This is a genomic window from Streptomyces sp. NPDC127190, assembly GCF_042672505.1.
Classification (GTDB): domain Bacteria; phylum Actinomycetota; class Actinomycetes; order Streptomycetales; family Streptomycetaceae; genus Streptomyces.
On sequence record NZ_JBHXVE010000015.1, the window covers coordinates 131,795 to 149,714 of the forward strand.

13 protein-coding genes and 3 tRNA genes are annotated in these 17,920 nt (G+C 72.0%); 9 read left to right on the forward strand and 7 right to left on the reverse strand.

The features are described 5' to 3' along the window. The first annotated feature begins 54 nt into the window (after positions 1-54). On the forward strand, positions 55-492 hold the full coding sequence (locus tag ACFVIU_RS23200) for a gamma-glutamylcyclotransferase family protein (protein ID WP_385844721.1): 438 nt from the start codon (positions 55-57) through the stop codon (positions 490-492). A 90-nt stretch (positions 493-582) separates the two neighbouring features. Here the strand turns inward: ACFVIU_RS23200 and ACFVIU_RS23205 are convergent, their stop codons facing one another. The 3 genes from ACFVIU_RS23205 to ACFVIU_RS23215 form a co-directional block, all read right to left on the reverse strand. Then, a complete protein-coding gene (locus tag ACFVIU_RS23205; protein WP_385844723.1) occupies positions 583-1,416 on the reverse strand; it encodes an arylamine N-acetyltransferase in 834 nt (277 codons plus the stop codon). Positions 1,417-1,563: 147 nt separating this feature from the next. Beyond that, complete coding sequence (locus tag ACFVIU_RS23210; RefSeq protein WP_385844724.1) at positions 1,564-3,729, reverse strand: molybdopterin oxidoreductase family protein; 2,166 nt, start codon at positions 3,727-3,729, stop codon at positions 1,564-1,566. A gap of 123 nt (positions 3,730-3,852) precedes the next feature. Then, a complete protein-coding gene (locus ACFVIU_RS23215; protein ID WP_385844726.1) occupies positions 3,853-4,530 on the reverse strand; it encodes a vancomycin high temperature exclusion protein in 678 nt (225 codons plus the stop codon). Between the two features lie 152 nt (positions 4,531-4,682). Here ACFVIU_RS23215 and ACFVIU_RS23220 point away from each other — a divergent pair, with 152 nt between their 5' ends. From ACFVIU_RS23220 to ACFVIU_RS23240, 5 genes are all read left to right on the forward strand, one after another. Next, positions 4,683-5,549, forward strand: a complete 867-nt coding sequence (locus tag ACFVIU_RS23220; protein WP_385844727.1) for a sirohydrochlorin chelatase — start codon at positions 4,683-4,685, stop codon at positions 5,547-5,549. A 90-nt stretch (positions 5,550-5,639) separates the two neighbouring features. Further along, on the forward strand, positions 5,640-6,914 hold the full coding sequence (locus tag ACFVIU_RS23225) for a deoxyguanosinetriphosphate triphosphohydrolase (RefSeq protein ID WP_385844729.1): 1,275 nt from the start codon (positions 5,640-5,642) through the stop codon (positions 6,912-6,914). A gap of 103 nt (positions 6,915-7,017) precedes the next feature. Beyond that, on the forward strand, positions 7,018-8,283 hold the full coding sequence (locus ACFVIU_RS23230) for an NAD(P)/FAD-dependent oxidoreductase (RefSeq protein WP_385844730.1): 1,266 nt from the start codon (positions 7,018-7,020) through the stop codon (positions 8,281-8,283). A gap of 47 nt (positions 8,284-8,330) precedes the next feature. After that, positions 8,331-10,235 carry a DNA primase gene (dnaG, locus tag ACFVIU_RS23235; RefSeq protein ID WP_385844732.1) on the forward strand — a complete coding sequence of 635 codons (1,905 nt, stop codon included), beginning with the start codon at positions 8,331-8,333 and terminating at the stop codon, positions 10,233-10,235. A gap of 143 nt (positions 10,236-10,378) precedes the next feature. Then, positions 10,379-11,590, forward strand: coding sequence for an RNA polymerase sigma factor (locus ACFVIU_RS23240; RefSeq protein WP_385844814.1), 1,212 nt, complete (start codon positions 10,379-10,381; stop codon positions 11,588-11,590). Between the two features lie 43 nt (positions 11,591-11,633). On the opposite strand, the gene ACFVIU_RS23245 is transcribed toward ACFVIU_RS23240, so the two are convergent. The 4 genes from ACFVIU_RS23245 to ACFVIU_RS23260 form a co-directional block, all read right to left on the reverse strand. After that, complete coding sequence (locus ACFVIU_RS23245) at positions 11,634-13,562, reverse strand: ABC transporter ATP-binding protein (protein WP_385844733.1); 1,929 nt, start codon at positions 13,560-13,562, stop codon at positions 11,634-11,636. Beyond that, entirely contained in the window at positions 13,562-15,295 is a 1,734-nt protein-coding gene (locus ACFVIU_RS23250; RefSeq protein WP_385844735.1) for an ABC transporter ATP-binding protein, read from the reverse strand. Before ACFVIU_RS23250 ends, ACFVIU_RS23245 begins: the two co-directional genes overlap by 1 nt. Before the next feature lie 150 nt (positions 15,296-15,445). Further along, complete coding sequence (locus tag ACFVIU_RS23255) at positions 15,446-16,885, reverse strand: FGGY family carbohydrate kinase (protein WP_385844736.1); 1,440 nt, start codon at positions 16,883-16,885, stop codon at positions 15,446-15,448. A 62-nt stretch (positions 16,886-16,947) separates the two neighbouring features. Beyond that, entirely contained in the window at positions 16,948-17,253 is a 306-nt protein-coding gene (locus tag ACFVIU_RS23260) for a YtxH domain-containing protein (RefSeq protein ID WP_385844738.1), read from the reverse strand. 159 nt (positions 17,254-17,412) lie between these two features. Between ACFVIU_RS23260 and ACFVIU_RS23265 the strand changes: the two genes are divergently transcribed. The 3 genes from ACFVIU_RS23265 (at position 17,413) to ACFVIU_RS23275 (ending at position 17,812) form a co-directional block, all read left to right on the forward strand. Continuing rightward, positions 17,413-17,485: transfer RNA gene (locus ACFVIU_RS23265), tRNA-Asn, on the forward strand. 6 nt (positions 17,486-17,491) lie between these two features. After that, positions 17,492-17,564: transfer RNA gene (locus ACFVIU_RS23270), tRNA-Asn, on the forward strand. 174 nt (positions 17,565-17,738) lie between these two features. Then, a tRNA-Ile gene (locus ACFVIU_RS23275) sits at positions 17,739-17,812 on the forward strand. The last annotated feature ends 108 nt before the right edge of the window (positions 17,813-17,920 follow it).

Sequence of the window (17,920 nt, forward strand, 5' to 3'; positions counted from 1 at the left end):
ATAGCGCCTTCATGGAGATGTGTGGGGAGCCCGAGGGGGTCCAGAATCGGTTCCGTGATCGCCCCGGACCCCGAACAGCGCGCGCAGCTGCCCTTCTTCGTCTACGGCACGCTCCGCCCCGGCGAGCCGAACCACGATCTGTTCCTGCGCGGACGCACCGCCGCCGAGGGACCCGCGCGCCTCCCGGACACCGCCCTGTACGACGGCCCCGGCTACCCCTACGCCGTCGACCACCCCGGCACTTCCGTCCACGGCGCCCTGGCCACCGCCCGCCCGGAGGCCTACGACGCACTCCTCGCCGCGCTGGACCGGCTGGAGGAGTACACCCCGGGCGACCCCCGCAACCTCTACGAACGCGTCACCCGCGACGCCCTGCGCCCCGACGGCACCCCGGTCCGCGCCTGGGTCTACCTGGCAGCCCCACCGGTGGCCGCCCGGCTGCGAGCGGAGGGACGGCGGATCGCCAGCGGGGACTGGCTGTCGAGGGGGTGAGACCGGCCTGGCGCGAGGGGCCGGGACAGGCGGGGCGCGAGGGGGTGAGGCCTGCCGGGAGATGGGGGCGAGGGGCCGCGCCGGGGACGCTCAGTCGGCCGTCAGCTGCACCCCCGCCGGCACCTCGATCCCGAACTCCTCCGCCACCACCCGGCGCGCCTCGGCCTCCCCGGCCAGCTTTCTCTCGAGCACCGTCCCGTCGGCGCGCGTCTCCGTCAACAGGGTCCCGTCCAGGGCGAGATGGCGGTCGGCCGTGGTGCGCTGGAGATACGGGCGGCGGGTGAAGGGCGAGCGGGGGCTGGTGGCGATGTACCAGTTGAACATCTCCAGATCGACGGGCGCGATGGGCTCCACGGTGAACGCGTACTGCCCGACCCAGTCCCGCTCCCGGCCGTCGTACACCTGCAACGCCCACAGCTCCAGCGGCCCCTGGTGCGGCAGCACCGCCAGCCGGTGCCGGCGCCCCGCCCCCTCGAACTCCACACCGGTCACCAGTGGCACCGGCAGCAGCAGCGCCCCCACCGCGCCGAAACCGACGTCCGCCAGATACGGCTCCGGCTCGCCCGGCACCTCCACCCGCAGCATCGCGTGCGTCCGCGGCCGGCTCTCCGGCGTATCCGCGCCCAGCACCACCCGCCCGGCCAGCAGCGTCACCCGGAATCCGAGCGCCTCCAGCGCCAGCCGCAGCAGGGTGTTGTGCTCGTAGCAGTAACCGCCGCGCCGCCCGTGCACCATCTTGGCCACCAGGTCGGCGGCGGCCAGCGACGGCACTCTGCCGGACACGGCGTCCAGGTTCTCGAAGGGCAGGGACCGGGCGTGGGCCAGATGCACACCCCGCAGCGTGCCGAGGCCGGGCCGCCGGTCGCCCTCCCACCCGATGCGGGCCAGATAGGCGTCGAGATCGAATCGCTTGCTGTCGGACATACCAGGACCGTACGCGGACCCGGCCCCTTCCCGCCTCGGCCCCCGGATGGATCACGGGTGGAAGCCGTTGTGCATCGCAGGGTGGAAGCCGTTGTGCACCGCAGGGTGGAGGCCCGCCGCGCCCCCGCCCTCCGCCGCGCCCCCGCCCTACGCCCGAGGGCCCACGACCTCCACCCGCACCGCGCACACCTTGAACTCCGGCATCCGGGACGTCGGGTCCAGGGCCGGGTTGGTGAGGGTGTTGGCGCGGCCCTCGCCCGGCCAGTGGAAGGGCATGAAGACCGTGTCGGGGCGGATCGCGGTCGTGATGCGGGCCGGTGCCACCGCCCGGCCGCGGCGGGACACCACCGCCAGCCGGTCGCCCTCCGCGGCGCCGAGGCGGCGCGCGAGCCGCGGGTGCAACTCCACGAAGGGGCCCGGCGCGGCCGCGTTCAGCTCCGCCACCCGCCGGGTCTGGGCGCCCGACTGGTACTGCGCCACGACCCGCCCGGTGGTCAGCAGCAGCGGGTACTCGGCGTCGGGCTCCTCCGCCGTCGGCCGGTGCGTCACCGGCACGAACCGGGCCCGGCCGTCGGGGGTGGCGAAACGGTCGAGGAAGAGGCGGGGGGTGCCGGGATGAGGTGCGGAACCGGCTGTGGATCCGCCCTCGGCGGCAGCAGGTGCGTCGGCCACGGCCGGCGCGACAGGGGCAGTGTCCGGTCCCGCCGCCCCCTGCGGGCACGGCCAGAAGACCCCGTTCTCCTCCGCCAGCCTGCGGTAGGTGATCCCCGAGTAGTCCGCCGGGCCGCCCGCGCTCGCCCGGCGGAGCTCCTCGAAGACCTCCTCCGGGTCGGCCGGGAAGCCCTTCTCCACCCCCAGCCGGTCCGCCAGCTCGTGCAGGACGTACAGGTCGCTGTGGACCCCGGGCGGCGGAGCGACGGCCCGGCGGCGCAGCAGCACCCTGCCCTCCAGGCTGGTCGTCGTACCCGTCTCCTCCGCCCACTGGGTGACCGGCAGCACCACATCGGCCAGTTCCGCCGTCTCCGACAGCACCACGTCGGCCACCGCCAGGAAGTCCAGCGACCGCAGCCGCTCCTCGACGTGGGCCGCGCGCGGCGCCGACACCACCGGGTTGGAGCCCATCAGCAGCAGCGCCCGGACCTCCGTACCGAGGGCGTCGAGGAGTTCGTACGCGCTGCGACCCGGACCCGGCAGACTGTCCGGGTCCACGCCCCACACGCCGGCCACGTGCGCGCGTGCCGCCGGATCGTCCAGCCTGCGGTAGCCGGGCAACTGGTCGGCCTTCTGCCCGTGTTCCCGGCCGCCCTGTCCGTTGCCCTGCCCGGTCAGACAGCCGTAACCGCTGTACGGCCGCCCCGCGCGCCCCGTCGCCAGGCACAGGTTGATCCACGCGCCCACCGTGTCCGTGCCCTTGGCCTGCTGCTCCGGCCCGCGCGCGGTGAGCACCATCGCCGACTCGGGCTCGCAGAACATCCGGACCGCCCGGCGCAGTTCGGGAACGGACACCCCCGTGATCCGCTCCACGTACTCCGGCCAGTGCGCCATGACCCCGGCCCGGGCCTCCTCCCAGCCGCTGGTCCGCTCCCGTATGTACTCCTCGTCCGCCCGCCCCTCGGCCACCACCAGGTGCAACAGGCCGAGGGCGAGGGCGAGATCCGTGCCCGGGCGCGGTGCGAGATGCAGGTCGGCCTGTTCGGCGGTCCGGGTGCGGCGCGGGTCGACGACGATCAGCGTGCCGCCGTTCTCCCGCAGTTCCGAGAAGAACCGCAGCGAGGGCGGCATCGTCTCCGCGAGGTTGGAACCGACGAGGATCACACACCCACTCTTCGGGATGTCCTCCAGCGGGAAAGGCAGGCCCCGGTCCAGACCGAACGCCTTCGTGCCCGCCGCCGCGGCCGACGACATGCAGAAGCGGCCGTTGTAGTCGATCTGCGAGGTGCCGAGCACCACCCGGGCGAACTTGCCGAGTGCGTACGCCTTCTCGTTCGTCAGTCCGCCGCCGCCGAACACGCCCAGCGCGTCGGCGCCGTACCGCTCGCGCGTCGCCCCGAGCCGGCCGGCGATCCGGTCCAGCGCCTCGGTCCAGCTCGCCTCCACCAGCCGGCCGCCCGACCGCACCAGCGGCGAGGTCAGCCGGACCGCGGGCGACAGCACCTCGGCCGCCGTACGCCCCTTGCCACACAGCGCGCCCCGGTTCACCGGGAAGTCCACCCGTTCGGTGACCTCGACGCCCCCCGTGGGCAGGGGCGTGATGTTCATCCCGCACTGCAAGGCGCAGTACGGGCAGTGGGTGGGCGTCGAGGTGTTCTCCATGTGCCCAGCGTGCTTCCGGCGTGTTACGGCCCGTGCCCGCCCCCGGTTACACCCCCGGCACGGCGACCTCCCCGCGCGCGACCGGGCACCGTGAGGCCGTAGCCGTAGCCGTAGCCGTAGCCGTCACCGCTCGGTGGCCAGCGCCCGGGTCACCCCCTGCTCCTTGGGGCCGAGGAACTGCGGATCCGGCCGGAACACCACGTCCAGCGCCGCCTTGCCCGCCGCGAACACCTCGCGGGTGCCGCCGTAGTACCAGGTCACGTCGTGGGTGGCGGCGACCCCCACACCGTACGAGTCGATCCCCGCCGCCTCGCACAGCGCCACCGCCCGCCGGATGTGGAAGCCCTGGCTGACCAGCACCGCCCGGTCCACGCCGAAGATCTTCTTGGCCCGCACACAGGAGTCCCAGGTGTCGAACCCGGCGTAGTCCCGCACGATCCGCCCGTCCGGCACCCCGTGCCGGCGCAGGTAGGTGCGCATGGCGTCCGGCTCGTCGTAGTCCTTGCGGCTGTTGTCCCCGGTGACCAGCAGGACCTTGACCCGCCCCTGCCGGTACAGCGTCACCGCCGCGTCCAGCCGGTGCGCCAGGTACGGCGACGGCTCGCCGTTCCACAGCCCCGCGCCGAACACCACCGCGACGGGTGCCTGCGGCGCGTCGGCCGTCGTGCGCAGCCGGTCCGCCGTCGACACGAACAGCCAGGTCGCCGGCAGCAGCGCCAGCACGCATCCGGCCACCACGGCCTGCACCAGCCGGCGCTGCCCCTGGCGTGTGCGCGGCAGCCGCGGTCGACGGATCTTCATAGTGCCCCCATGATTCGGTTCCGCCCATGGAGGACGCCGACGGGCGCGCTCCGGTTCGCCTCACATCGCGCGCGTGTACGACGTGAAGCCGCGGCAAACACCCGTGACGGCCCGGCAACGACCGCGCAATCTGACACCGCGAGGATTTCCGCATGACGGCGTCCCACCCTGCCGACGGCTCCCCGGACGAGGCCCGCGGCTTCCACGACAGCACGGCGCACCTCATGGACCGCATCGGCGGCGGGCTCGCCGGCCGGCTGCGGCTCGTCTCCCCGCTGCGGGGCGGCCACCGTCCGGCCCCGCCCGCGCTCGTCCTGGTCGCCCACGGCAGCCGCGACCCGCGCGCGCTGAGCACCGTGCGGGACCTGATGGACCGGGTGCGCGACGTGCGCCCCGGCCTCCCCGTCCATCTGGGCCACATCGAGCTGAACGAGCCGCTGCTGCCGGACACCCTCGCCGGGCTCGGCGACACCTCCGCCGTCCTCGTCCCGCTGCTCCTCGGCCGGGGCTACCACGTCAAGCACGACATCCCCGAGATGGCGGCCGCCGCACCGGCACGCACGCGCGTGGCGGCCCCGCTCGGCCCGCATCCGCTCCTCGCCGAGACCCTGTACGAGCGTCTGGCCGAGGCCGGCTGGGACCCCGAGATGTCTCCCGCCGCCCGCCGTACCAGCGCGGTGATCCTGGCCGCGGCCGGCTCCCGCGACCCCGACTCGGCGACCGACACCCGTCGCACCGCCCGCCTCCTGGCCGACCGGCTCGGCGTCCCGGTGGTCCCCGCGTACGCCTCCGCGGCGAGCCCGACCGTCCCGATGGCACTGCGCGCCCTCGCGGCCCGCGGCCGGCGCCGGGTGGCCATCGCGTCGTACTTCACCGCCCCGGGCCGCTTCGCCACCCAGTGCGCCGAACAGGCCCCCTGGATCGCATCGGCCCCTCTGGGCGCACACCCGGCCCTGGCCCGCCTGATCATCCACCGGTACGACGCATGCCTGGCACCCCTCTGGACAGAAGCCGCCTGATCCCGCCTCACCCCCCGAACGACATAACCCACTCCCCACCCACACCCCCCGCACCGCCCGATTGTCAGCGGCGCCGCTTACTGTCGAGGCATGGAAGGCACCGCATCCCCCACCAGCTACGATCCGGCGTCGGTCGAGCGTTGGGTCGGGGAGCCCGACAAGCGGCCCGGGCGTACCGCCTTCCAGCGGGATCGGGCCCGCATCCTGCACAGTGCCGCGCTGCGCCGGCTCGCCGGGAAGACGCAGGTGGTCACGCCCGGCGCCCGTACCCACACCTGGGACCCCAGCCCCCGCACCCGGCTGACCCACTCCCTCGAATGCGCGCAGGTCGGCCGGGAGCTGGGCGCGGCCCTCGGGTGTGATCCGGACCTGGTGGAGGCGGCCTGTCTCGCGCACGACCTCGGCCATCCGCCCTTCGGGCACAACGGCGAGCAGGCCCTGAACGACTTCGCGGACGACTGCGGCGGCTTCGAGGGCAACGCCCAGTCGCTCAGGATCCTCACCCGCATCGAGCCCAAGCGGTTCACCGAGAAACGGTCCGTCGGCCTCAACCTCACCCGCGCCACCCTGGACGCCGCCACGAAATATCCCTGGCCGCGCGGCGCCCACCCCACCGACCCGGGGTCCGGCAAGTTCGGGGTGTACGAGGACGACCGGCCGGTGTTCGACTGGGTCAGGGCGCACGCCCCCGGCACCCGCACCTGCTTCGAGGCGCAGGTCATGGACTGGTCCGACGACGTGGCGTACTCGGTGCACGACGTCGAGGACGGACTGCACGCCGGCCACATCGACCCCAACTGCCTGCACGCCGAGCCCGAGCGGCAGGCGGTGTTCGAGGTCGCCGCCCGCCGCTACGCACCCGCGGACACCGACCCGGCCGAACTCGCCGCGGCCCTGGACCGTCTGCTGGACGAGGAGTGGTGGCCGCACGGCTACGACGGCACCGCGGTCGCCCAGGCCCGGCTGAAGGACGCCACCAGCCAGCTCATCGGCCGGTTCTGCCTCGCCGCCGAGGGCGCCACCCGCGCCGCGTACGGCACCGGCCGGCTCACCCGCTACGGCGCCGAGCTGGTCGTACCGCGCGAGACCCGCATGGAGTGCGCGGTGCTCAAGGCCGTCGCCGACCGGTATGTGATGCAGCGCGCCGAACAGGAGCGGCTCCGCGCCGACCAACGGGTGATCGTGGCGGAGCTGGCGGACGCGCTCACCGCCCGCGCGCCGGACGGTCTGGACCCGCAGTTTCGGGCACTGTTCCACGGGGCAGGCGACGACCGCACGCGCAAGCGGGTGATCGTCGACCAGATCGCCTCGCTCACCGACGCCTCCGCGCGGTCGCTGCACGCGAGACTGACGGGGCATATGTGAGAGGAACGTGACCCGGCTGGCCTGATCGGGTCACTCCCTCTTCCCGCACGCCGCCGTGTGCGGGAGGCTCGCAGATGGCGGCACCCTTACGAGGAGGCATCAAGTGGTCGACGCGGATCAGACATTCGTGATCGTCGGAGGCGGCCTCGCCGGCGCGAAGGCGGCCGAGACGCTCCGTGCGGAGGGCTTCACCGGCCGGGTGATACTGATCTGCGACGAACGCGACCACCCCTACGAGCGCCCGCCGCTCTCCAAGGGCTACCTCCTCGGCAAGAAGGAACGCGACAGCGTCTTCGTGCACGAGCCCGCCTGGTACGCGCAGAACGACATCGAGCTGCACCTCGGCCAGACCGTCGACGCGATCGACCGCACCGCGAAGACGGTCCGCTTCGGCGACGACGGCACCCTCGTCCGCTACGACAAGCTGCTCCTGGTCACCGGCGCCGAACCGCGCCGGCTCGACATCCCCGGCACCGACCTGGCCGGCGTGCACCATCTGCGCCGCCTCGCCCACGCCGAGCGCCTCAAGGGGGTCCTCACCGCCCTCGGCCGGGACAACGGGCACCTCGTGATCGCGGGCGCCGGCTGGATCGGCCTGGAGGTCGCCGCGGCGGCCCGTGAGTACGGCGCCGAGGTCACCGTGATCGAACCGGCGCCCACCCCGCTGCACGGCGTGCTCGGCCCCGAGCTGGGCAACGTCTTCGCCGAGCTGCACCGCGAACACGGCGTCCGCTTCCACTTCGGGCGGCAGCTCACCGAGATCGTCGGCCAGGACGGCGTGGTCCTCGCCGCCCGCACGGACGACGGCGAGGAGCACCCGGCGCACGACGTCCTCGCGGCGATCGGTGCCGTACCCCGCACCGGCCTGGCCGAGACGGCGGGGCTGGAGCTGGCCGACCGGGCGCACGGCGGCGGCATCGCGGTGGACGAACGGCTGCGCACCTCCGACCCCGACATCTACGCGGCCGGTGACGTCGCCGCCTTCCCGCTCCAGCTGGTCGGCACCAGGATCCGGGTCGAGCACTGGGCGAACGCGCTGAACGGCGGCCCCGCGGCGGCCCGCTCGATGCTCGGCAAGGACGTGGTCCACGACCGGGTGCCCTACTTCTTCACCGACCAGTACGACCTGGGCATGGAGTACAGCGGCTGGGCGCCGCCGGGCTCGTACGACGAGGTGGTGATCCGGGGCGACGCGGGCAAGCGGGAGTTCATCGCGTTCTGGGTGCGGGAGGGGAGGGTGCTGGCCGGGATGAACGTGAACGTGTGGGATGTCACAGAGCACATCCAGAAGCTGATCCGCTCCCGGGCACAGGTGAACAGCGACGCCCTCTCCGACCCCCATGTGGCCCTGGACAGTCTCCTGCCCTGACGCCCGAGGGCACCGGGACTGTCACTGCGCCCCCGTAGAATTCATCCGTGGCAGGACGGATCAACGACGAGGACGTGAAGGCGGTACGGGACGCGGTCCCGATCGACGCCGTGGTCTCCGAGTACCTCCAGCTGCGCAACGCGGGCGGCGGCAACCTCAAGGGTCTCTGCCCGTTCCATGACGAGAAGTCGCCGTCCTTCCAGGTCAGCCCGAGCAAGGGACTCTTCCACTGCTTCGGCTGCCAGGAGGGCGGCGACACCATCACCTTCGTGATGAAGGTCGACCACCTCTCCTTCTCGGAGGCGGTCGAACGCCTCGCCGCCCAGGCCGGCATCACGCTGCGCTACGAGGAGGGCGGATACAACCCCGCCCACCAGCGCGGCGAGCGCATCCGCCTGGTCGAGGCACACAAGATCGCCGCCCAGTGGTACGCCGAGCAGCTCGCCACCAGCCCCGAGGCCGAGACCGGCCGGATCTTCCTCGCCGAGCGCGGCTTCGACCAGGCCGCCGCCGTGCACTTCGGCGTCGGCTACAGCCCCCAGGGCTGGGACCACCTCACCCGCTATCTGCGCGGCAAGGGCTTCACCGACAAGGAGCTGATCCTCTCCGGGATCTCCCAGGAGGGCCGGCGCGGGCCCATCGACCGCTTCCGGGGCCGGCTGATGTGGCCCATCCGGGACATCGGCGGCGAGGTCGTCGGCTTCGGCGCCCGCAAGCTGTACGAGGCGGACACCGGCCCGAAGTACCTGAACACCCCCGAGACCGCGATCTACCGCAAGTCCCAGGTCCTCTACGGCATCGACCTGGCGAAGAAGGAGATCGCCAAGACCAGCCGCGCCGTGGTCGTCGAGGGCTACACCGACGTCATGGCCTGTCACCTCGCCGGGGTGACCACCGCCATCGCCACCTGCGGCACGGCCTTCGGCGGCGAGCACATCAAGATCCTCCGCCGGCTGCTGATGGACAACGGCTCCGCCCGGGTCATCTTCACCTTCGACGGCGACGCCGCCGGCCAGAAGGCCGCCCTGCGCGCCTTCGAGGACGACCAGAAGTTCGCCGCCGAGACCTACATCGCGGTCGCCCCCGACGGCATGGACCCCTGCGACCTGCGGCTGGCCAAGGGCGACGAGGCGGTCGCCGACCTGGTCGAACCGCGCACCCCGCTGTTCGAGTTCGCGCTGCGCCACATCGTCTCCCGGTACGACCTGGACACCCCCGCCGGCCGCGCCGCCGCCCTGGACGAGGCCGCGCCGGTCGTCGCCCGCATCAAGAACAGCGGCGCCCAGCACGAGGTGGCCGTCGAACTGGCCGGCATGCTCGGCATCCTCGACACCCAGTTCGTCGTCCGCCGGGTGGCCCAGCTGGCCCGCTGGGCCCGCGACCGCGGCGGAAAGGCCCCGCAGCCGGAGCGCCCGCGCGGCCCGGAACAGCAGTGGGCGGCCGCCCCCCGCACCGTCGCCTCCGGCCCGGCCCTCACCCTGCGCAACCCCGTCTACGCCACCGAGCGCGAACTCCTCAAACTCGCTCTGCAACGCCCCGAGCTGGTGTCGCCCGCGTTCGACGCGTACGGCACCGACGAGTTCACCGCCCCGCCCTACGCGGCCGTACGCCAGGCCATCGCGGAGGCGGGCGGCGCCGCGTACGGCGCACAGGACGCGCAGGAGTACCTGGTCCGGGTCCGCGAGGCGGCGCCCGACGACACCGTGCGCGCGATGGTCACCGAGCTGGCGGTCGAGGCGATCCTGCGGCGCACGGTCGACGAGGCCTACGCGGGCGAACAGCTCGTCACCGTCCGTCGCCGGGCCGTGGCCCGCCGGCTCACCGAGCTCCAGGGCACCCTGACCCGGCTCGGGCACTCGGACCCGGCCCAGTCGGCCGCCGTGCAGAACGAGATGATGATCCTCACCAGGTACGACAGGGCTCTCCAGGACGAGGGCCCGTCGGCCCTCTGACCCACCGGATCACCAGCCGGTCACGGAGCGGACGCAAAAAGTCACCGCACGACCCTCGTGGCGGGGATATGTCGTACTCCACACTGGGTGCGGTGCCCGAGTCCGCGGAGCGCAGGCCGTGACTCTCCGCTCCCGACGACCCGCTGCCGCAGCCGACGGCAGCGATCATCCTGGAGGTCGCCCCGGTGCAGACCCAGACCCTCACCCAGTCCGACAGCAGTACCCGCACACCAGTGGACGAGCCGGACGCGGAGCAGGGCGTGCTCGTGGCCGTCCCTCCGCAGAGCCGCGCCGCCCTGCATCCGGAGGCGGTGCCCGTGGAGCCCGTAGAGCCCGCGGAGCCAGCGGAGCCTTCCCCCGAGGCCCTCGCCGACGAACCGGAGGAGCCCGAGGCACCCGGCGAGACCGTCGAGGTGCGGGTCGCCGTCCGCGCCGACTCCAGCGGTCCGTCCGCCGACCTGTTCCGCCAGTACCTGCGCGAGATCGGCCGCATCCCGCTGCTCACCGCCGCCGAGGAGGTCGAACTCGCCCGCCGGGTCGAGGCCGGGCTGTTCGCGGAGGAGAAACTGAGCAACACCCCCGATGTGGACAGCCAGTTGGCGGGCGACCTGGACCGGCTGGTGGTCATGGGCCGGATGGCCAAGCGCCGCCTCATCGAGGCCAACCTGCGGCTCGTGGTCTCCGTGGCGAAGCGGTACGTCGGGCGCGGGCTGACCATGCTCGACCTGGTGCAGGAGGGCAACCTCGGACTCATCCGGGCCGTGGAGAAGTTCGACTACGCCCGCGGCTACAAGTTCTCCACCTACGCCACCTGGTGGATCCGCCAGGCCATGTCCCGCGCCCTCGCCGACCAGGCCCGCACGATCCGCGTCCCGGTCCATGTCGTGGAGCTGATCAACCGGGTCGTCCGGGTGCAGCGCCGCATGCTCCAGGAGCGGGGGTACGAGCCGACCCCGGACGAGGTCGCCGCCCATCTCGAGCTGCCGCCCGAGCGGGTGTCGGAGGTGCTGCGGCTCGCCCAGGAGCCGGTCTCGCTGCACGCCCCCGTCGGCGAGGAGGACGATGTCGCCCTCGGCGACCTGATCGAGGACGGCGACGCCGCGAGCCCCGTGGAGTCGGCCGCGTTCCTGCTGCTCAGGGAGCACCTGGAAGCGGTCCTGTCCACGCTGGGCGAGCGCGAGCGCAAGGTCGTACAGCTCCGCTACGGCCTCATCGACGGCCGCCCCCGCACTCTGGAGGAGATCGGCCGGCTCTTCGGGGTGACCCGGGAGCGGATACGGCAGATCGAGTCCAAGACCCTCAACAAGCTCCGCGACCACGCCTTCGCGGACCAGCTGCGCGGCTATCTGGACTGAAACGGGGCGCTCACCCGGCGGTGAGCGCCCCGCCTTCCGTCCCTCAGTCCACCTCGGCGACGGCCTGCGCGAACTGGGCCTTGTACAGCCGGGCGTACGCCCCGTCCGCGGCCAACAGGTCCGCGTGCGCGCCCTGTTCCACGATGGAGCCGTTCTCCATCACCAGGATCGTGTCGGCGTCCCGGATGGTCGACAGCCGGTGCGCGATGACGAACGACGTACGCCCGTGCGCCAGCTTGGCCATCGCCTTCTGGATCAGCACCTCGGTACGGGTGTCGACGGAGCTGGTCGCCTCGTCCAGCACCAGGATCACCGGGTCGGACAGGAACGCCCGCGCGATGGTGATGAGCTGCTTCTCACCCGCGCTGACCCCGGTGCCCTCGTCGTCGATGACCGTGTCGTAGCCGTCGGGGAGGGTGCGGATGAACCGGTCGGCGTGCGCGGCCCGCGCGGCCTCCTCGATCTCCCCGCGGGTGACCTCCCCGGCCGCGCCGTACGCGATGTTCTCCGCGATGGTGCCGCCGAACAGCCAGGTGTCCTGGAGCACCATGCCGATGCCGGAGCGCAGCTCGTCCCGGGTCATGTCCCGGATGTCCACGCCGTCCAGGGTGATCCGGCCGCCCGACACGTCGTAGAACCGCATCAGCAGGTTGACCAGGGTGGTCTTGCCCGCGCCGGTCGGGCCGACGATCGCCACCGTCTGCCCGGGCTCGACCTTCAGCGACAGGTCCTCGATCAGCGGCTTCTCGGGGTCGTACCGGAACGACACCTGCTCCAGCGCGACCCGTCCGCGCAGTTCCGCCGGCCGCAGGCCCGGCACCGGATCCGCCTCCTGCTCCTCCGCGTCCAGGAGTTCGAAGATCCGCTCGGCCGAGGCGACACCGGACTGCACCAGGTTCGCCATCGACGCGACCTGGGTCAGCGGCATCGAGAACTGCCGGGAGTACTGGATGAAGGCCTGCACATCACCGATGGACAGGGCGCCGGACGCCACCCGCAGACCGCCGACCACCGCCACCAGGACGTAGTTCAGGTTCGACACGAACATCATCAGCGGCTGCATGACACCGCTGTTGAACTGCGCCTTGAACGCCGCCTCGTACAGGGCCTCGTTCTGCTCGGCGAACGCCTGCGCCGACTCGTCCTGCCGCCCGAACACCTTCACCAGGGTGTGCCCGGTGTACATCTCCTCGACGTGGGCGTTGAGCTTGCCGGTGGAGCGCCACTGCTGCACGAAGTGCGGCTGCGACCGCTTGCCGACCCGGGTGGCCACGAAGAACGACAGCGGCACGGTGACCAGGGCGACCAGCGCCAGGATCCACGAGACGTAGAACATCATCGCGAGCACGCCGATGATGGTCAGCAGCGAGTTGATCAGCTGCCCCATCGACTGCTGGAGCGTCTGGCCGATGTTGTCGATGTCGTTGGTGGCGCGGGAGAGGACCTCGCCGCGCTGCCGCTTGTCGAAGTACGACAGCGGCAGCCGGGACAGCTTCGTCTGCACGGACTCGCGCAGCCGGTACATCGTGCGGTTCACGGACCGGTTGACCAGCCGGGTCGCCACCGCCATCAGCAGACCGGCGACCATGAAGGTGGCCAGGGCGAGCAGCAGGACGTCCCCCACCGCGCCGAAGTCGATGCCCTTGCCCGGGGTGAAGTCGGTGCTCTTCAGCATGTCCGCGATGGAGCCCCGGCCGTGGGCCCGCATCTGGTCCAGGACCTGCTCCTTGGTGGCCCCGGCGGGCATCTGCCGGCCGACGATGCCGGCGAACACCAGGTCGGTGGCCTTGCCGAGGATCTTCGGGCCGATCACGTTCAGGGTCACGCTGACGACCACGCACAGCAGCAGGCCGCAGATGGTGAGCCGTTCCGGTCTGAACAGGGACAGGAGCCGTTTGCCCGACCCCTTGAAATCCATCGAGCGCTGGTCGGGGCCGCCTCCGGCCATCATGCGTCCCATGGGCCCGGCCATCAGGCAGCCTCCGCTTCCGTCAGCTGGGAGAGCACGATCTCCCGGTAGGTCTCGTTGGCCGCCATCAGCTCCGCGTGCCGGCCGGAGCCGACGACCCGGCCCTCGTCCAGCACGATGATCCGGTCGGCGTCCCGGATGGTCGCCACCCGCTGGGCGACGATCACCACGGTCGCCTCGGCGGTCTCCCGGCCTAGCGCGGCGCGCAGGGCGGCGTCGGTGGCGTAGTCGAGGGCGGAGAAGGAGTCGTCGAAGAGGTAGATCTCCGGGCGCTGCACCAGGGTGCGGGCGATGGCGAGCCGCTGCCGCTGGCCGCCGGAGACATTGGTGCCGCCCTGGGCGATGGGCGCGTTCAGCCCGCCCTCCAGCCGGGACACGAAGTCCTTGGCCTGCGCCACCTCCAGCGCGTGCCAGAGGTCCTCGTCGGTGGCGTCCGGGTTGCCGTACCGCAGGTTGGTGGCGACCGTGCCCGCGAACAGGTACGGCTTCTGCGGCACCAGTCCGACCGTTTTCGCCAGCAGCCGCGGCTCGATCTCCTGGACGTTCACGCCGTTGACGAGGACCTCGCCCTCGGTGGCGTCGAACAGCCGGGGGACCAGCCCGAGCAGGGTCGACTTGCCGCTGCCGGTGGAGCCGATCACGGCGGTCGTCTCGCCGGGCCGGGCCACCAGGTCGACGGACTTCAGCACCGGCTCCTCGGCCCCCGGGTAGCGGAAGCCGGCCGCCCGTATCTCCAGGTGGCCGTGGGAGCGCAGCTCGGCGACCGGGGCGGCCGGCGGCACCACGCTGGAATCGGTGCCGAGGACCTCCTGGATGCGCTCGGCGCACACCTCCGCGCGCGGCACCATCATGAACATGAAGGTGGCCATCATCACGGACATGACGATCTGCATCAGATAGGCGAGGAACGCGGTCAGGTCGCCGATCTGCATCTGGTTGTCGGCGATGCGGTGGGCGCCGAACCACACCACCGCGATCGACGACAGGTTCACCACGGTCATGACCATCGGGAACATCAGCGCCAGCATCCGGCCGGTGGCGAGCTGCATCTCGGTGAGGTCGGCGTTGGCCTTGCCGAACCGTCCCTGCTCGTACTCGTCGCGGACGAAGGCGCGGATCACCCGGTTGCCGGTGATCTGCTCGCGCAGCACCCGGTTCACCGTGTCCAGGCGGACCTGCATCGACCGGAACAGCGGCCGCAGCCGCCGCACGATCAGGGTCACGCACACCGCGAGCACGGGCACGACCGCGACCAGCACCGCCGACAGCGGCACGTCCAGCCCGAGCGCCATCACGATGCCGCCGACGCACATGATGGGCGCCGACACCATCAGGGTGAACGACATCAGGGCCAGCATCTGGACCTGCTGTACGTCGTTCGTCGTACGGGTGATGAGTGAGGGGGCGCCGAAGTGACCGACCTCACGGGAGGAGAAGGACTGCACCCGGTCGAAGACGGCACCGCGCACGTCCCGGCCCAGGGCGGAGGCGGTCCGGGCGCCGAAGTACACGGCGCCGATGTTGCAGCCGACCTGGACCAGCGAGATGCCGATCATCAGGGCGCCGAAGGACAGGATGTAGCCCGTGTCACCCTTCACGACACCGTTGTCGATGATGTGCGCGTTGAGGGTGGGCAGGTAGAGGGTGGCGCAGGTCTGGAGGAACTGGAGCAGTACCAGCAGGACGATGGGTTTCTTGTAAGGCCTGAGATAGGCCCGCAGAAGTCGTATGAGCACGCTAGGTCTCTCGGTGTCGGCGGCAGGGGCTGGTCGGTGTCCCCTGGCCCCTATCGTCGTTCACTCCACCCGCGTTACCTCAACCGATTAAGCCAACAGTGGAGCGGCTCCGGTCCGGTGGTTGTGCGCTGTCGCGCGCCTTTCTGCCGTTCACGCCTGGAACGCACCCGGATGCGTCTGTTCCCGTACGGCCGTGAACTGCTGCCGTACCGCCTGCCCCACCGCCAGCTCCTCGCCCGGCTCCAGCACCTGCGCCGCCGCGCCCTGCCAGGCCGGCGGGGTCCGCGGGTCGAGGGTGCCCTGCGACACCCCGAGCGCCCAGGCCGCCTGCCGGGCCGCGCCGATCGCCGCGTAGTCCGCGGGCTGCGGTACGACGACCTGCGCGCCGAACAGCGAGGGCGCCGAGGCCTGGACGGCGGGCAGCCCGGCCGCCGCGCCGAGCAGGAAGACCCGCCGCACCTCCACACCCCGGCCGCGCAGCACGTCCAGCGCGTCGCCGAGCCCGCACAGCATGCCCTCGAACGCGGCCCGCGCCAGATGCTCCGGCTTCATCGACTCCCGCCGCAGCCCGGCGAGGGTGCCCGCGGTGTGCGGCAGATGCGGGGTCCGCTCGCCCTCCAGATAGGGCAGCAGCACCAGCCCGTGCGCCCCCGGCGTGGACTTCCCCGCCAGGTCGGACAGGGTCTCCAGGTCCGGCAGCCCGAGCAGTTCCGCGGTGCCGCGCAGGGTGCGTACGGCGTTCAGCGTGGTGACGACCGGCAGATGCATGCCCGTCGCGTCGGCGAGGGAGGTGATCATCCCGGACTGGTCGGCGAGCGCCTCCGGGTGCACCGCCATCACGGACCCGGAGGCACCGAGCGACACGACGGCGTCGCCGAGCCCGATCCCCAGCCCGAACGCGGCCGCCATGGTCTCCCCGGTCCCGGCGGAGATCAGCAGCCCCTCCGGAGTCGTACCGGCCGCCTCGGAGGGGCCGATCACCTCCGGCAGCATCGCCTGGTGACCGAGGGCCAGCTCGACCAGGTCGGCCCGGTAGCCGCCGGTGGCCGCGGACCAGTAGCCGGTCGAGGAGGCACCGCCCCGGTCGGTGGTCCGCCGCACCGGCCGCCCGAGCAGCTGCCACACCAGCCAGTCGTGGGCCTGGAGCAGTACGGCGGTGCGCCGGGCGTTCTCCGGTTCGTTCTTGGCGAGCCAGCGCAGCTTGGTCACCGGCAGGGCGGCCTGCGGAACGCTGCCGACCGCCTGGGCCCAGGCCTCCCGGCCGCCGAGCGCATCCACCAGGTCGGCCGCCGCGACCTGGGCCCGTTTGTCACCGCCGACCATCGCCGGGCGCACGGTGTTGCCCTGGGCGTCCAGCGGGACCACCGCGTGCTGCTGCGCCGACACGCCGATGGCCTGCACGCCCTCCAGCAGTCCGCCGCCGGCGGCCTCACCGAGGGAGAGCAGCCAGGCCTGCGGGTCGACATCGCTGGGGCGGCCCTCCGTCGGATGCGGGGCGTAACCCTGCCTGAGCACGGCTCCGCTGTCCGTGTCGCAGACCACGATGCGAGTGAAATCGGGCGAGCTGTCCAACCCGGCGACTATCCCCATGCGGAGAATTTTGCAGCATCCGCGGGCCGCCTGTTGCCGCCGACCGGTACCGGGAACTCCCCTTACGTGTTGCTGGTTCCCCAGTCGTCCTCCGGGGTGCCGTTCATGTTGCGCTCGCGCAGCGAGCGGACACGCTGGGCCACGGTCTCCGGGACACGGTCGCCGACCTTGTGGCTGACCGTGTGGAAGGCCTTGCCCGCGTACTGCCGGCCCTGGTGGGCGGCGGTCTCGGCGGTGTTGCGTACGGCGGGGTTCTGCGCGATCCGCTGTGCGGACTTCTTCAGCTGCTCGTACCGCTCGCGACCGGCCCTTGTGCCGAGTACGTAACCGAGGGCCAGTCCGGCGACGAACGTGAGCCGGTAGCGCATGGCTGCCACCCTTCCCTATGCCTTGGTCTGAGGTGCGACGTGGGCGCCGGGGGTACCGATTGGCGGAGCACCCCCCTGCTTGCGCTAATGTATGTGTCGCAGCGAGCGCCCGCCCCCTGGCGAATACCCAGGGAGGTACGTTCGATGCAATCGAGGCGATCCTCCGTAGCTCAATTGGCAGAGCAGCCGGCTGTTAACCGGCAGGTTACTGGTTCGAGTCCAGTCGGGGGAGCTTCGGTCCTCCGTAGCTCAATTGGCAGAGCAGCCGGCTGTTAACCGGCAGGTTACTGGTTCGAGTCCAGTCGGGGGAGCACGCTGAACGAGGACCCCGCTGGGGTCCTTTTTCATGTCCGCGGGAACCGCGGCGGCCGCCGCGGAGTCCCAGGTCATGAGCAGCGCAGAAGCCGACCATCCGAAGCAGGAGATCGTATGAGCGGCTATGCTGCGGCAGACGGCGCGTACACATGTACGCGACACGCCGCTATGGGGCGGTAGCTCAGCCGGTTAGAGCAGCGGACTCATAATCCGTCGGCCGTGGGTTCGAGTCCCACCCGCCCCACCGCGCACCGGACACGCAGAAGCGTTTCTAGCTGCGGACACGTGACAAAGGAGGGGGGGGGCGCCCCCCCCCGGGGGCGCGCCCCCAAGCCCACCCCCACAAAACACC

Excerpts from the sequence above, each read along its gene's own strand:
- ACFVIU_RS23225 (WP_385844729.1), top strand. The coding sequence starts at position 5,640 with ATGGAAGGCACCGCATCCCCCACCAGCTACGATCCGGCGTCGGTCGAG.
- ACFVIU_RS23215 (WP_385844726.1), bottom strand. The coding sequence starts at position 4,530 with ATGAAGATCCGTCGACCGCGGCTGCCGCGCACACGCCAGGGGCAGCGC.
- ACFVIU_RS23245 (WP_385844733.1), bottom strand. The coding sequence starts at position 13,562 with ATGGCCGGGCCCATGGGACGCATGATGGCCGGAGGCGGCCCCGACCAG.
- ACFVIU_RS23220 (WP_385844727.1), top strand. The coding sequence starts at position 4,683 with ATGACGGCGTCCCACCCTGCCGACGGCTCCCCGGACGAGGCCCGCGGC.
- ACFVIU_RS23255 (WP_385844736.1), bottom strand. The coding sequence starts at position 16,885 with ATGGGGATAGTCGCCGGGTTGGACAGCTCGCCCGATTTCACTCGCATC.
- ACFVIU_RS23205 (WP_385844723.1), bottom strand. The coding sequence starts at position 1,416 with ATGTCCGACAGCAAGCGATTCGATCTCGACGCCTATCTGGCCCGCATC.
- ACFVIU_RS23260 (WP_385844738.1), bottom strand. The coding sequence starts at position 17,253 with ATGCGCTACCGGCTCACGTTCGTCGCCGGACTGGCCCTCGGTTACGTA.
- ACFVIU_RS23210 (WP_385844724.1), bottom strand. The coding sequence starts at position 3,729 with ATGGAGAACACCTCGACGCCCACCCACTGCCCGTACTGCGCCTTGCAG.